This window comes from Pseudomonas campi (genome assembly GCF_013200955.2).
GTDB lineage: Bacteria > Pseudomonadota > Gammaproteobacteria > Pseudomonadales > Pseudomonadaceae > Aquipseudomonas > Aquipseudomonas campi.
The window spans coordinates 4,336,648-4,349,892 of the sequence record NZ_CP053697.2 but is presented as its reverse complement, the minus strand read 5'-3'; the positions used below and the strand labels follow the sequence as shown (position 1 = coordinate 4,349,892).

Below are 13,245 nucleotides of genomic sequence, written 5' to 3'. Positions count from 1 at the left end.
TATGTGACCCGTTGGTTTTGTGGCGTTTTGGTCTGAGCAAAAAACGCCCAATACTAGCGGGCTCGGCGCGGCAGCACAAAGCTCAACAGAAAGAAGCCTGCGGCAGACACCACAATCGACGGCCCGGCCGGTGTGTCCTGATACCAGGAAAGGCTCAAGCCCGCGCCTACCGCGAGCATGCCGAGCACACTGGCGCCCACGGCCATCTGCTCCGGGGTGCGCGCATGGCGCTGGGCGGCGGCCGCCGGAATGATCAGCAGCGAGGTGATCAGCAGCACCCCGACGATCTTCATCGCCACCGCGATCACCACCGCGATCAGCAGCATCAGGGCCAGACGCAGGGCCGCCACGGGCAGGCCTTCGACCCGCGCCAGTTCTTCATGCACGGTGATCGCCAGCAGCTGGCGCCACAGCGGCACGAGCAGGGCCAGGACCAGCACGGCGCCGCCGATGATCCAGGCCAGATCGCTGGGACCGACGGCCAGCAGGTCACCGAACAGATAGGCCATCAGGTCGATGCGCACCTCGTCCATAAAGCTCAGGACGACGAGCCCTAACGACAGGGTGGTCGGCGCGAGGATGCCCAGCAAGGTGTCCGAGGCCAGCGGCTGGCGCTGCTGCAGGGTCACCAGCAGCACGGCCAGCAGCAGGCAGCCGGCGGTCACCGCCAGGGTCGGGCTGACGTCCAGCAGCAGGCCGAGGGCCACGCCGAGCAGGGCGGCATGCGACAAGGTATCGCCGAAATAGGCCATGCGCCGCCAGACCACGAAGGAACCCAGCGGGCCGGCGACCAGGGCCAGGGCCAGGGCGGCGAGTAATGCATTGAGGAGAAAATCGGGCATCAGTGGTTACAACCTGGACCGTGGACATGGGCCGGGCCGTGGATGGTCAGGCCGGGTTGATCGACCACCGCGCCATGCAGGTCGTGGCTGTGGTCGTGGTGGTGGTGGTAGATGGCCAGGCTCTTGGCGTCCTGGCCGAACATCTCGACGAACACCGGATCGTTGCTGACCTGCTCCGGGTGGCCGGAGCAGCACACGTGGCGATTCAGGCAGACCACCTGGTCGGTGGTGCTCATCACCAGGTGCAGGTCGTGGGAGACCATCAGCACGCCGCAGCCGTGGCGGTCGCGCAGCTGGGTGATCAGGCGGTACAGCTCGGCCTGGCCGGCTACGTCGACGCCCTGTACCGGTTCGTCGAGTACCAGCAGCTGCGGCTCGCGCAGCAGGGCGCGGGCCAGCAGCACGCGCTGCAGTTCGCCGCCGGAAATGCCCTGCAGCGGGCTGTCGATCACCTGTTCGGCACCGACCTCAGCCAGCGCCGCCTGCGCCGCGGTGCGGTCGACGCCTGGCACCAGGCGCAGGAAGCGCAACACCGAGAGTGGCAGGGTCGGGTCGACATGCAGTTTCTGTGGCATGTAGCCGATGCGCAGGCGCGGCTTGCGCTGCACGCGGCCGCTGTCGGGCTTGAGCAGGCCGAGCACGGCGCGCACCAGGGTGGTCTTGCCGGCGCCGTTGGGGCCGATCAGGGTGACGATCTCGCCGGCGCGCACGGTCAGCTGCACATCCTGCAGCACGCGCTGCCCGGCGAAGCCGACGCCGACGCCATCGAGCTGGACCAGCACCTCGCTCATGCCGCCTCCCGGCAACTGGCGCACAGGCCGACGATTTCCACGGTCTGGCTTTCCACTGCGAAGCCCACTGCTTTGGCGCCGGCGACAATCGCCTGGCTGATGCTCGGCAGCTCCAGCTCGATGGCGGTATGACAATTACGGCAGATGAGGAACTGGCCCTGGTGCGCATGTTCCGGCCGCACGCAGCCGATAAAGGCGTTGAGCGATGCGATGCGGTGCACCAGGCCGTTTTCCTGGAGGAAATCCAGCGCCCGATACACGGTTGGCGGTGCGGCGCGCCGGCCATCGGTCTCGCTCAGCACGCCGAGGATGTCGTAGGCGCCGAGTGGCTTGTGGCTGGCCCAGACCAGCTCCAGCACGCGCTTGCGCAGGGCGGTCAGGCGCACGCCCTGCTTGGCGCAGAGCGCATCGGCCTCGGCCAGGGCGCTGCTGACGCAGTGCGAATGGTCGTGTGGCAGGCAGGCCAGGGGCGTGTTGGCGGTGTGTGGTTTGAACATGACGAGGACGTCCGGGTGAAGAGACGTTATTCTATAACTCTTTGCCTGCCGAGTCTTGCCGTCGTGTTGCGTCTTTCCGTGGTTGCCCTGCTGTGCCTGTTTTCCCTCTGCGCCCGCGCTGAAGTGCAGCTGCTGACCAGCATCAAGCCGTTGCAGCTGATCGCCGCCGCGGTGCAGGAGGGTGTCGGCCCGCCCGCCGTGCTGCTGCCGCCGGGTGCCTCGCCGCACCATTTCGCCCTGCGCCCGTCGGATGTGCGGCGGGTGCAGAGCGTGACCCTGCTGTACTGGATCGGCCCGGACATGGAGAGCTTCCTGCCGCGTGTACTGCAGGCGCGCAGCCTGCCGAGCGTGGCGCTGCAGGACTTGCCCGGCCTGCAGCTGCGCCACTTTTCCAAGCTAGAGAGCGACGAGCACGGCCACGATGAGCAGGCCCACGACGAGCACGACCACGATCATCGCCCCGGCACGCTGGACGCCCACCTCTGGCTGCTGCCGCACAACGCCAAGGTGATAGCGGCGAAGATGGCTGCCGACCTGGCCCAGGCCGACCCGGGCAATGCGCCGCGCTACCAGAGCAACCTGGCGGCCTTCGAGGCGCGCCTGGACGTCCTCGACCAGCGTCTGCACGCGCGCCTGAGCAAGGTGGCCGACAAGCCCTACTTCGTCTTCCACGAGGCCTACGATTACTTCGAGGCCGCCTATGGCCTCAAGCACGCCGGCGTGTTCAGCGTGGCCGCCGAAGTGCAGCCGGGTGCACGGCACGTGGCGGCGATGCGTGAGCGCCTGCAGGCGGCCGGGCCGAGCTGCGTGTTCAGCGAGCCGCCGCTGCGCCCGCGCCTGGCGCAAACCCTGAGCGCCGGTCTGCCGGTCAAACTGGCGGAAATGGATGCGCTGGGCGCCGAGGCACAGAGCTACGAGCAGTTGCTGGAAGACTTGGCCAACGAGTTGGCCGACTGTCTGGAAAGCCTGTAGGAACAGCTCAGAGGGCGAACGGTAGAGTCAGGGCCACCTGCTGCCGCTGCGCCAGACGGCGTTGGAACTCGCCGGGATCCTTGACCAGCACATCACGGCCCTGGAAGCGCCGCGCGGCGATCAGGCGTGACAGCCAGAAGCGCAGGCAGGCGATGCGCAGCATGGCCGGCCACAGCTCGGCTTCGCTGCGGGTGAATGGCCGTAGCGCGGCGTAGGCGCCGAGCAGGGCGCGGGCGCGCGGCAGGTCGAGGCTGTCGTCGGCCTGCGAGCACCAGTCATTGAGGGTGATCGCCAGGTCGTAGAGCATCGGCCCCGAACAGGCGTTGTAGAAGTCGATCACCCCGGCCAGCTGGTTGCCGTCGAACAGCGCGTTGTCGCGGAACAGGTCGGCGTGCAGGTTGGCGCGCGGCAGGGCGAGGATGCGCGCCTTCAGCTCGGCTACTTCGTGCAGGCTGTCACGCAGCAACGGCACCTGCTCGTCGTGCAGCTCCAGGGCTAGCATCGGGCCTTCTTCGAGCATCCAGTCGAGACCGCGGTCGCTGCGCCGTTCGAGGATGCTGTCGCGGGTGGCTAGGTGCAGACGCGCCAGCCAGCTGCCGATCTCCGCGCAGTGGTGCGCGTTGGGCTGGCTGATGTGCTTGCCTGCCAGGCGCGGCTGCAGGATCGCCGGTTTTTCCGCCAGCTCGCCCAGGGCTTCGCCGTTTTGCATCGGCACCGCGTAGGGCACCGGCAGGCCGGCCTGGTGCAGGCGCGCGAGCAGCTCGATGAAGAACGGCATGTCGGCCCGTGGGCCACGCTCGACCAGGGTCAGCACATATTCGCCCCCTTCCAGGCTGACGAAGAAGTTGCTGTTCTCGGTGCCGGCACTGATGCCCTGGAAGTCCTTCAGCCGCCCCAGCCCATAGGGCGCGAGAAAGGCTTCCAGTTCGTGGCGTTCCAGGGGGGTGAAGACCGACATGGCGTGTGCGTCCGTTTATCAGGGGGCAGGCGGTTGGCCGGTTGCCCGGTGGTTTACCACTTAAAGATTTCCCAGGCGGGAATCAGCATGTCCGGCTGGTCGGAGCGGATGAAGTTGCCTTCGCTGCCGTCGGCACGCACCAGAAAGTAGGGCTTGCCGCCTTTCGGGGTGACCTTGATGGCATAGAGGAAACCGTTCTGCCGGTATTCGGTGATGGTCTTGTCGCCATCCTGGCGGATGGTCACGTCCGGATCGGCGCTCGGCGCATCGTCGGCGGCGATGGCATACAGCGGGCTGATGGCCAGCAGGCTGGTGAGCAACAGGCGGTTGAGTACGCGCATGGTAACCTTGTCCCTTTGTCGTCAATGGTCGGTTCAGTTTACCCCCGACCCTCAGGAAAAGGTTGATCCTGCGCATGTCTAACGCCCCTCTGGTTCTGGTCGACGGTTCTTCTTATCTGTACCGCGCCTTCCATGCCCTGCCGCCGCTGGCCACTTCCAAGGGCCTGCAGACCGGCGCGGTAAAGGGCGTGTTGAACATGCTCAAGAGCTTGCGCAAACAGTATCCGCACAGCCCCTTCGCGGTGGTTTTCGACGCCAAGGGCGGCACCTTCCGCGATGCCATGTTCGCCGAGTACAAGGCCAACCGCCCGCCGATGCCGGACGAGCTGCGCGGCCAGGTCGAGCCGCTGCATGCGGCCGTGCGCGCCCTCGGTTACCCGCTGCTGTGCGTCGAAGGGGTCGAGGCCGACGACGTAATCGGCACCCTGGCCCGGCAGACCGCGGCCCTGGGCCGCGACGTGGTGATCTCCACCGGCGACAAGGACATGGCTCAGCTGGTCTGCCAGCACGTGACCCTGGTCAACACCATGACCGGCAGCGTGTATGACATCGAAGGGGTGAAGACCAAGTTCGGCGTCGGCCCGGAGCTGATCATCGACTACCTGGCGCTGATGGGCGACAAGGTCGACAACATTCCCGGCGTGCCGGGCGTCGGCGAGAAGACCGCGCTGGGCCTGCTGGTCGGCGTCGGTGGCGGCCTCGACGTGCTCTACGCCAACCTCGACAAGGTGCCGGAATTGCCGATTCGCGGGGCCAAAACCCTGCCGGCCAAGCTCGCCGAGCACAAGGACATGGCCTTCCTGTCCTACCAGCTGGCGACCATCAAGCTGGACGTCGAGCTGAATGTCGGCGTCGACGATCTGCATCCGGGCGAGCCGGATCGCGAGGCTCTGACCACTCTCTATACCGAACTGGAGTTCAGGAGCTGGCTGGATGAGCTGCAGCGCGAGCAGGCGCGCAGCAAACCGGCGCCCAAGGCTGCGGCCAAGCCGGTGGTGAGCAGCGGCGGGCTGTTCGATGAGCCTGAACCGGCCGCCACTGAAGTCGAGGAGCAACCACAAGAGCAGGCCGCCGCCAGCGAATCGCGCTACGAAACCGTGCTGGAACAGGCGCAGTTCGATGCCTGGCTGCAGAAGCTGGAGCAGGCCGAGCTGATCGCCTTCGATACCGAAACCACCAGCCTCGACCCGCAGCAGGCCCAGGTGGTCGGCGTGTCCTTCGCCGTCAGCGCTGGCGAGGCGGCCTATGTGCCGCTGGCGCACTCCTACATGGGCGTGCCGGCGCAGCTGGATCGCGACGCGGTACTGCGTGCGCTCAAGCCGCTGCTGGAAGACCCGGCCAAGGCCAAGGTCGGCCAGCACGCCAAGTACGACATGAACGTGCTGGCCAATGCCTCGACGCCGATCCTGGTGCAGGGCGTGGCCTTCGACACCATGCTCGAATCCTATGTGCTGGATTCCACCGCCACCCGCCACGATATGGACAGCCTGGCGCTGAAGTACCTCGACCACAGCACCATCCGTTTCGAGGACATTGCCGGCAAGGGTGCCAAGCAGCTGACGTTTGACCAGATCGCCTTGGAGCAGGCCGGGCCCTACGCAGCTGAAGACGCCGACGTGACCCTGCGCCTGCACCAGACGCTGTGGGCCAAGCTGCAGGAAACGCCAACGCTGGCCAAGGTGCTGCAGGAGATCGAGATGCCGCTGGTGCCGGTGCTGGCACGCATCGAACGCCAGGGCGCGCTGGTCGACGCCAAGCTGCTCGGCCAGCACAGCGTCGAACTGGGCGAGCGCCTGGTCGAGCTGGAGCGCCAGGCCTTCGCCATCGCCGGCGAAGAGTTCAACCTGGGCTCGCCCAAGCAGCTCGGTGCGATCCTCTACGAGAAACTCGGCCTGCCGATCATCAGCAAGACCGCCACCGGCCAGGCCTCCACCGCCGAAGCGGTGCTCGCCGAACTGGCCGAGCAGGACTACGAGCTGCCCAAGGTGCTGATGCAGTACCGCTCCTTAAGCAAGTTGAAGAGCACCTACACCGATCGCCTGCCGGAGCAGATCAACCCGCGCACCGGGCGCATCCACACCAGTTACCACCAGGCGGTGGCGGCGACGGGACGACTGTCCTCGACTGACCCGAACCTGCAGAACATCCCGATTCGCACCGCCGAAGGCCGGCGCATTCGCCAGGCATTTATCGCACCCAAGGGCTACAAGCTGCTGGCGGCGGACTATTCGCAGATCGAGCTACGCATCATGGCCCACCTGGCCAAGGACGAAAGCCTGCTGGATGCCTTCCGCCATGGCCGCGACGTGCACCGCGCCACGGCCGCCGAAGTGTTCGGCGTGGCCCTCGACGAAGTGAGCAACGACCAGCGGCGCAGCGCCAAGGCGATCAACTTCGGCCTGATCTACGGCATGAGTGCCTTCGGCCTGGCCAAGCAGATCGGCTGCGACCGCAAGCAGGCGCAGGCCTATATCGATGTGTACTTCCACCGCTATCCCGGAGTGCTGGCCTATATGGAGCGCACCCGCGAGCAGGCCTCGCAGCAAGGTTATGTCGAGACCCTGTTCGGCCGCCGCCTGTACCTGCCGGATATCCACGCGAAGAACCCGTCACTGCGCAAAGGCGCCGAGCGCACCGCAATCAACGCGCCGATGCAGGGCACCGCGGCAGACATCATGAAGCGCGCGATGATTGCCGTGGACGCCTGGCTGCCGCAGTCCGGCCTGGATGCCAAGGTGATCCTGCAGGTACACGACGAACTGGTGCTGGAGGTGCGCGAGGATCAGATCGACGCACTCAAGGCCGGTCTGCTGCCGCTGATGAGCGGCGCTGCCGAGCTGGATGTGCCGTTACTGGTCGAGGCGGGAGTGGGCAACAACTGGGATGAGGCGCACTAAGCGCCTGCCCAACCTCTGCCGGCAGGCCCCTGGTGGATAACAGAGCGTTATCCACCCTGCCGTGCCTGAGGCGCCGCGTGGGGTGAAAAACTGCGCAACCGTTTTCATTGCCGAGTGGGCACCCGCTCTACAACAAGGTCCAGGCGCTCTGCGGCATAGAGTCGCAGCTGGCTCGTTTTTAGAAGCGTTTCCGCATTAACGATTATCTACTTATCGCAACGCGGTTTAAAAAAGCCTGAACTATCTGCCTGAAACACCGGTCAGAATTTACGAATGGCACGAAGCCCTTCGATGCTCCTATGTGTGTTTAGTGTTGGCAGATCTCTGAACCCCGCCCTAGCGGTTCAGAATTGAACCCCGGTCTTTTCCCTCCCCATACGAAGCCCGGGGTTTTTTTTGCCTGCGATTTGCCGCGTGCAGGCGCAGCAAGCCGGCTCTTACTCGGCCGACTCCTGATCGTCCTCGGCATCTTCGATCAGCTCCATCCAACCCGCCAGCACCGCCTGCGCCTCTTCGACGCCCTGGCGCTTGGGTGCCGAGAACAGCTGGATGCTGGCGTCTGTGCCCCAGCCCTTGTGGATATCCTGCCGCACCTTGAGCAGGGCGTTCTTGGCGGCGCCGAAGGTCAGCTTGTCGGCCTTGGTCAGCAGAATGTGCAGGCGCATGTGGCTGGCCTTTGACCAGTCGAGCATCATGCGGTCGAACTCGGTCAACGGATGGCGGATATCCATCATCAGGATCAGCCCGACCAAGCTCTCGCGGCTGCTCAGGTAGGCTTCCAGGTGGCGCTGCCAGTGCTGTTTGAGCGGAATTGGCACCTTGGCATAGCCATAACCGGGCAGGTCGACCAGGCGGCGCTCTTCGTCCAGGGTGAAGAAGTTGAGCAGCTGGGTGCGGCCCGGCGTCTTCGAGGTGCGGGCCAGGTTGGCATGGGTCAGGGTGTTCAGCGCACTCGACTTGCCGGCGTTGGAGCGCCCGGCGAAGGCCACTTCATAGCCTTCGTCTGGCGGGCACTGGTCGACCTTGGCCGCACTGATCATGAACGTAGCCTGTTGGCACAGACCGATGATGGGATTCTTGGGTTGCATGGGAGGTTCCGGTTGGGGCGGGCGCCGCGTGAGGCGCGGCATGGTGTCGCTTCCGTTTCAGCGACGCCAGTATATAATGCCGCAGATTTTGTGTGCGCTTTGTCCCGTCCGTTGTTCCGGGAACGAACAAATCAGCTGCGCGATAGAACGCAGATCGTTCCCAACCTGATGAGGTTGGCCCATGAAAAAAGTATTGATCGCAGTAGCGGCACTTTGTGCCCTGTCCGCTAATGTACAGGCTGCACAGGATGCCGAGGCGGTATATGCCAAGGCTTGCGCGGCCTGCCACGATGGACAATTGCCGATAGCGCCCAAGCGTGGCGACAAGGCAGCCTGGGAGCCGCGTCTGGCCAAAGGCATGGACGCGCTGGTAGCCAGCGTGACCAATGGTTTGAATGCCATGCCGCCGCGTGGTTTGTGCATGGACTGCACTGCAGAGGACTACCAGGCCGTCATCAAGGTGATGAGCGAGTAATCCCGCAGAAACTCTTTTACCTCTAGCCGTTATTGGATTAGCTGATGAACAAAGTACTCGTGACTCTGCTGTTGAGCCTGGGCCTCTCCTCCGCAGCATATGCTGCTGGTGGCGCCGCGATCGTTGGCGATGCCGAAGCTGGCAAGACGAAAACCGCCGTGTGTGGCGCGTGCCACGGGGCTGACGGCAACAGCGCCGCCCCGAACTTCCCGAAACTGGCTGGCCAGGGTGAGAAATACCTGTTCAAGCAGCTGCAGGATGTGAAGTCCGGCAAGCGCCAGATCGTCGAAATGACCGGCCTGCTGACCAACCTCAGCGATCAGGATCTGGCCGACATCGCGGCCTACTACGCCAGCCAGAGCATGAGCGTCGGCGCTGCCGATCCGGCGCTGGTTGCCCGTGGTGCCGAACTGTTCCGCGGCGGCAAGCTGGAAGAAGGCATGCCAGCCTGCACCGGTTGCCACTCGCCAAACGGCGCGGGCAATGCGCTTGCCGGTTACCCCAAGCTGGGTGGCCAGCATGGCGCGTACGTGGCCAAGCAGCTGACCGACTTCCGCGAAGGCAACCGCACCAACGATGGCGACACGCTGATCATGCGTGCCATCGCTGCCAAGCTGAGCAACAAGGATATCGCGGCAGTATCCAGCTACATCCAGGGCCTGCACTAAGCTCGGATGAACGCTCGCAAAAAGGGTGGCTACGGCCGCCCTTTTTTATGGGCGTCGCCGCTACAATGCCGGAACCCGCACCCGGGCCGCCGGTCGAACCCAGGCCCGCCCCGAGCGGCATCCATTTGCCAAGGAGTCATGCATGCGTAACCTGATGTTTAGTGCTGCTATCGCCAGCCTCAGCCTGTTCAGTTTTGGTGTTCAGGCCGAATCGGTCGAAGCCGAACCGGTCAAGGCCGGCCAGCACTATGTCGAGTTGCAGAAGCCGGTCCCGGTCTCCCAGCCAGGCAAGATCGAGGTGGTTGAACTGTTCTGGTACGGTTGCCCGCATTGCTACCAACTCGAGCCGACCCTCAATGCCTGGGTCGAGAAGCTGCCATCCGACGTCCATTTCACTCGTGTACCGGCCCTGTTCGGACGTACCTGGGATATCCATGGCCAGCTGTACATCACCCTCGACCTGATGAAGGTCGAGCAGCGTGTGCACAAGGCCGTGTTCGATGCCATCCACAAGCAAGGCAAGGAACTGAAGGATCCGGAAGAAATGGCCGACTTCCTCGTCGAGCAGGGTGTGGATCGCGACTCCTTCCTCAACACCTACAATTCCTTTGCCGTGAAGGGCCAGATGGCCAAGGCCAAGCAACTGGCCAAGGCCTATCAGATCACGGGCGTACCGGTGCTGATCGTCAACGGCAAATACCGTTTCGATGTGCGTTCTGCTGGTGGTGAGAAACAGCTGCTGCAGGTCGCCAATTACCTTATCGACAAAGAGCGTGCCGCTCGCTGAGTAACTCATCATGCTGCGCCGCTGGAGTTCCGGGCGTTCGATCGGTCTGCACCAACCGCAGGTCAACGGTCGTTGCCTGGACTCTGCCGGCCTGCCATGCAGCGGGCTGTTACGCCTGCTCAGTTTCAATATCCAGGTCGGTATCAGTACCGAGCGTTACCGCCACTACCTGACCCGTGGCTGGCAGCATCTGCTGCCGCACCCGGGGCGGGCCGGTAATCTGCAAAAGATCGGTGCCCTGCTTGCTGACTACGACCTGGTCGCCCTGCAGGAAGTGGATGGCGGCAGCCTGCGCTCCGGCTTCGTCAATCAGGTCGAGCACCTCGCCGAACTCGGCGCCTTCCCCTACTGGTACCAGCAGCTCAATCGCAACCTGGGTCGCCTGGCCCAGCACAGCAATGGCATGCTCAGTCGCTGGCAGCCGCAGCAGCTGGAAGACCATCCTCTTCCCGGGCCACCGGGGCGCGGTGCCATCCTGCTGCGTTTTGGTGAGGGCGCCGAAGCCCTGGTGGTGGTCGTGATGCACCTGGCGTTGGGCGCGCGTACCCGCACCCGTCAGTTGGCCTATATCCGCGAGCTGATCGGTGGTTACCGGCACCAGATCCTCATGGGTGACATGAACACCCATGCAGCTGATCTGCTGCAGCACTCGCCGCTGCGGGACCTCGGCCTGCTTGCGCCGCAGATTGAAGCGACCTTCCCGAGCTGGCGGCCACAGCGCTGTATTGATCATATTCTGCTCAGTCCCGGTCTGGCCGTGGAACGGGTGGCGGTGCTCAGCCAGCCGATTTCCGATCACCTGCCGGTTGCCATCGATATTCGCTTGCCGGCCGGGCTGACCGGTGCGCCGCCTACTACGCTGAAGACGCTTACCACTGGATCGCCCCCATGACCGATGATGCCCAGCGCTGGAAAGCCAAATACCTCGATAGCCTGGAACAACAGGAAAAGCTCGAGCGCCGCTGGGACGCCCGCCTCGATTTGCTGCGCCGCGGCCTGGTGCGCAGCTCGCTGGCGGCTGAAGGGTCGGACAAGGCAGTCGACCAGTGCATGCAGGAGCTGCGCGAGATCATCCGCGGCGAACAGATGGATGCCGGCCTGTCCGCCCTGATCCCGCGTCTGGAAAAGGCCGTGCTCGACTCCGAGCAGCGGCGTCAGCAGCGGGTCGAGCAGAACGTCGCCGGGATCACCGATCTGACCCAGCAGTTGCTGACCCTGGATCTGCCCCGTGAGGTGCGCCGGGCACTCAAGCAATTCGCCAAGCGCATCGATGAACGGGCCAGCCAGCCACGCGAGATGCCGGCCGTGCTGGCAGAGCTGAGCAGCCTGCAACAGAAGGTGCTGGCGGTGCTGGGCAGCGATCAGGTCGCCCGGCCGGGCCTGTTGCAACGCCTTTTCGGTGGGCGCGATGAGGCGCCGGAGTCGGAAAAGACGGCACCCGGCAGTGAAGTTGCCGAGGCGCACGACGAAGTCGCTCTGCCGCAGTCCCTGGCGGCGGACGAGGATGATCAGCCCGCTGCTCCCGCTGCTCCCGCTGCTCCCGCTGCATCGGCGCAGCCAGCCAGCCAGCCGGTCGCGGCGGCCACGGCGGTTGTGACCCCTGTAGTTGGCTCGGAGCCGGTCGCACCTGTGCCGGCTGTAACCAGGCCCACCCCCGCTCTAGACAGTCTGCCGCTGGATGCGCGGGTGTTCAGTGGCGATGATGATCCGGCCTATGCCCTGCCCGAAGCGGCCGAACCTGGCTACAGCGCCGTGGCGCCGCATGTCGCGCAGAGCCTGCTCGGCCTGCTCGATGAGCTGGAGCTGCCGCTGCGTCACCAGCCCCAGGGCGAAGAGCTGCGCGCGCGCATGCAGGGTGGCCTGAACTGGTACGAGTTGGTGCCGGTGCTGGATGATCTGGCCGTGCTGGTGCTGGCCGTCACCGACAGTGGACAGCGCGAGTTCGCCGGTTACCTCAAGCAGCTCAACGAGCGCCTGGCAGCCTTTCTCGGCACCCTTAGCGAAGCCCACGAGGGCTACAGCGAGTCGCTCGAAAGCGCGCGCAGCTTCAACCAGGAGTTGCGTGAACAGGTTAGCGGTCTGCAAGCCAGCGTGCAGGAGGCGGCGGATCTGGAAAGCCTCAAGCAGGCCCTGGAGGCGCGCCTCGACGGCTTGCTCAACACGGTTTCCGAGCATCAGCGCCAGCGTGACGGTCATGAGGATGAGGTAGCCGAGCGCCTGCAGGCCCTGGCGCAGAAAGTGGCAGAGATGGAGCAGGAAGCACAGAGTTTCCGCGACCACCTCGAAGAGCAGCGGCAGAAGGCCCTGATCGACCCGCTCACCGGGCTGGCCAACCGCGCCGGCTGGAGTGAGCGCCTGGAACTGGAAGTGGCGCGCTGGCAGCGTTATGGCGGTGAGCTGCTGCTGGCGGTGCTGGACATCGACCACTTCAAGCGGATCAACGATGGCTATGGCCACCTGGCAGGCGACAAGGTGCTGAAGATCATCGCTGGCGAGTTGAACAAGCGCCTGCGCAAGACCGACTTCATTGCCCGCTTCGGTGGCGAGGAGTTTGTCCTGCTGATTCCGGCGACCCCGTTGGAGGGTGGCGCACAGCTGTTACAGACCTTGCTCTCGGCGATCGAGCACTGCCCGTTTCACTTCCGTGGCGAGCGGGTGACCATCACCCTGTCCGCCGGGCTGACCGCATTCGCCGCTGGCGAGAGCAGTGAAGTGGTCTTCGAGCGTGCCGACCAGGCGCTGTATCGGGCCAAACGCAGCGGGCGCAACCGCATCGAGCAGGGCTGACGAGCCCGCTTCTGCTCTAAGAGTCTGTAGGCCGCGCCGGGTGCCTTAGAGGTCCTGCGGGGGCGCTGGTGCGCGCGGCGCACCCTACGCAAAGGGTGCGTTCTAGCCCCAAGTCTGGGCAGCCCTTATTTGCCTCGGTTGG

The 13,245-nt window shown here is 64.9% G+C and carries 13 protein-coding genes; 7 read left to right on the top strand and 6 right to left on the bottom strand.

Annotated features, from left to right (window positions below):
• Positions 1-53 precede the first annotated feature (53 nt).
• Genes znuB through zur form a run of 3 tightly spaced genes read right to left on the bottom strand, consistent with a single transcriptional unit; the run spans position 54 to position 2,130 of the window.
• Positions 54-842 carry a zinc ABC transporter permease subunit ZnuB gene (gene znuB / locus HNE05_RS19935; protein ID WP_173210644.1) on the bottom strand — a complete coding sequence of 263 codons (789 nt, stop codon included), beginning with the start codon at positions 840-842 and terminating at the stop codon, positions 54-56.
• The gene (znuC, locus tag HNE05_RS19930) at positions 842-1,633 is read right to left on the bottom strand and encodes a zinc ABC transporter ATP-binding protein ZnuC (RefSeq protein WP_173210642.1); all 792 of its coding nucleotides are present in this window, start codon (positions 1,631-1,633) and stop codon (positions 842-844) included. Before znuC ends, znuB begins: the two co-directional genes overlap by 1 nt.
• Positions 1,630-2,130, bottom strand: coding sequence for a zinc uptake transcriptional repressor Zur (gene zur / locus HNE05_RS19925; RefSeq protein ID WP_173210640.1), 501 nt, complete (start codon positions 2,128-2,130; stop codon positions 1,630-1,632). Before zur ends, znuC begins: the two co-directional genes overlap by 4 nt.
• A 63-nt stretch (positions 2,131-2,193) precedes the next feature.
• Between zur and HNE05_RS19920 the strand changes: the two genes are divergently transcribed.
• On the top strand, positions 2,194-3,102 hold the full coding sequence (locus tag HNE05_RS19920) for a zinc ABC transporter substrate-binding protein (RefSeq protein ID WP_240008789.1): 909 nt from the start codon (positions 2,194-2,196) through the stop codon (positions 3,100-3,102).
• 7 nt (positions 3,103-3,109) lie between these two features.
• Here the strand turns inward: HNE05_RS19920 and HNE05_RS19915 are convergent, their stop codons facing one another.
• Both HNE05_RS19915 and HNE05_RS19910 read right to left on the bottom strand, forming a co-directional pair.
• Positions 3,110-4,060 carry a homoserine kinase gene (locus tag HNE05_RS19915; RefSeq protein WP_173210636.1) on the bottom strand — a complete coding sequence of 317 codons (951 nt, stop codon included), beginning with the start codon at positions 4,058-4,060 and terminating at the stop codon, positions 3,110-3,112.
• Between the two features lie 53 nt (positions 4,061-4,113).
• A complete protein-coding gene (locus HNE05_RS19910) occupies positions 4,114-4,401 on the bottom strand; it encodes a DUF2782 domain-containing protein (RefSeq protein ID WP_173210634.1) in 288 nt (95 codons plus the stop codon).
• A gap of 74 nt (positions 4,402-4,475) precedes the next feature.
• Between HNE05_RS19910 and polA the strand changes: the two genes are divergently transcribed.
• Positions 4,476-7,298 (top strand): DNA polymerase I, encoded by a 2,823-nt coding sequence (gene polA, locus HNE05_RS19905; protein ID WP_173210632.1) that lies wholly within the window; start codon positions 4,476-4,478, stop codon positions 7,296-7,298.
• Positions 7,299-7,735: 437 nt separating this feature from the next.
• Here polA and yihA read toward each other — a convergent pair whose 3' ends face one another.
• Positions 7,736-8,386: a ribosome biogenesis GTP-binding protein YihA/YsxC gene (gene yihA, locus HNE05_RS19900; protein ID WP_173210630.1), complete on the bottom strand. Its 651-nt coding sequence runs from the start codon at positions 8,384-8,386 to the stop codon at positions 7,736-7,738.
• A 181-nt stretch (positions 8,387-8,567) separates the two neighbouring features.
• Between yihA and HNE05_RS19895 the strand changes: the two genes are divergently transcribed.
• The 5 genes from HNE05_RS19895 to HNE05_RS19875 all read left to right on the top strand — a co-directional run bounded on the left by HNE05_RS19895 (position 8,568) and on the right by HNE05_RS19875 (position 13,103).
• Positions 8,568-8,861 (top strand): c-type cytochrome, encoded by a 294-nt coding sequence (locus tag HNE05_RS19895; RefSeq protein WP_173210628.1) that lies wholly within the window; start codon positions 8,568-8,570, stop codon positions 8,859-8,861.
• Between the two features lie 44 nt (positions 8,862-8,905).
• A complete protein-coding gene (locus tag HNE05_RS19890; protein ID WP_173210626.1) occupies positions 8,906-9,529 on the top strand; it encodes a c-type cytochrome in 624 nt (207 codons plus the stop codon).
• A 142-nt stretch (positions 9,530-9,671) separates the two neighbouring features.
• Positions 9,672-10,316 carry a thiol:disulfide interchange protein DsbA/DsbL gene (locus HNE05_RS19885; protein ID WP_173210624.1) on the top strand — a complete coding sequence of 215 codons (645 nt, stop codon included), beginning with the start codon at positions 9,672-9,674 and terminating at the stop codon, positions 10,314-10,316.
• Positions 10,317-10,329: 13 nt separating this feature from the next.
• Positions 10,330-11,208, top strand: coding sequence for an endonuclease/exonuclease/phosphatase family protein (locus tag HNE05_RS19880; protein ID WP_420827015.1), 879 nt, complete (start codon positions 10,330-10,332; stop codon positions 11,206-11,208).
• Positions 11,205-13,103 (top strand): GGDEF domain-containing protein, encoded by a 1,899-nt coding sequence (locus HNE05_RS19875; RefSeq protein ID WP_173210620.1) that lies wholly within the window; start codon positions 11,205-11,207, stop codon positions 13,101-13,103. The genes HNE05_RS19880 and HNE05_RS19875 overlap by 4 nt, the downstream gene beginning before the upstream one ends.
• Positions 13,104-13,245: the final 142 nt, after the last annotated feature.

Excerpts from the sequence above, each read along its gene's own strand:
- polA (WP_173210632.1), top strand. The coding sequence starts at position 4,476 with ATGTCTAACGCCCCTCTGGTTCTGGTCGACGGTTCTTCTTATCTGTAC.
- znuB (WP_173210644.1), bottom strand. The coding sequence starts at position 842 with ATGCCCGATTTTCTCCTCAATGCATTACTCGCCGCCCTGGCCCTGGCC.
- HNE05_RS19910 (WP_173210634.1), bottom strand. The coding sequence starts at position 4,401 with ATGCGCGTACTCAACCGCCTGTTGCTCACCAGCCTGCTGGCCATCAGC.
- HNE05_RS19915 (WP_173210636.1), bottom strand. The coding sequence starts at position 4,060 with ATGTCGGTCTTCACCCCCCTGGAACGCCACGAACTGGAAGCCTTTCTC.
- HNE05_RS19885 (WP_173210624.1), top strand. The coding sequence starts at position 9,672 with ATGCGTAACCTGATGTTTAGTGCTGCTATCGCCAGCCTCAGCCTGTTC.
- HNE05_RS19895 (WP_173210628.1), top strand. The coding sequence starts at position 8,568 with ATGAAAAAAGTATTGATCGCAGTAGCGGCACTTTGTGCCCTGTCCGCT.
- HNE05_RS19875 (WP_173210620.1), top strand. The coding sequence starts at position 11,205 with ATGACCGATGATGCCCAGCGCTGGAAAGCCAAATACCTCGATAGCCTG.
- zur (WP_173210640.1), bottom strand. The coding sequence starts at position 2,130 with ATGTTCAAACCACACACCGCCAACACGCCCCTGGCCTGCCTGCCACAC.
- HNE05_RS19890 (WP_173210626.1), top strand. The coding sequence starts at position 8,906 with ATGAACAAAGTACTCGTGACTCTGCTGTTGAGCCTGGGCCTCTCCTCC.
- yihA (WP_173210630.1), bottom strand. The coding sequence starts at position 8,386 with ATGCAACCCAAGAATCCCATCATCGGTCTGTGCCAACAGGCTACGTTC.
- znuC (WP_173210642.1), bottom strand. The coding sequence starts at position 1,633 with ATGAGCGAGGTGCTGGTCCAGCTCGATGGCGTCGGCGTCGGCTTCGCC.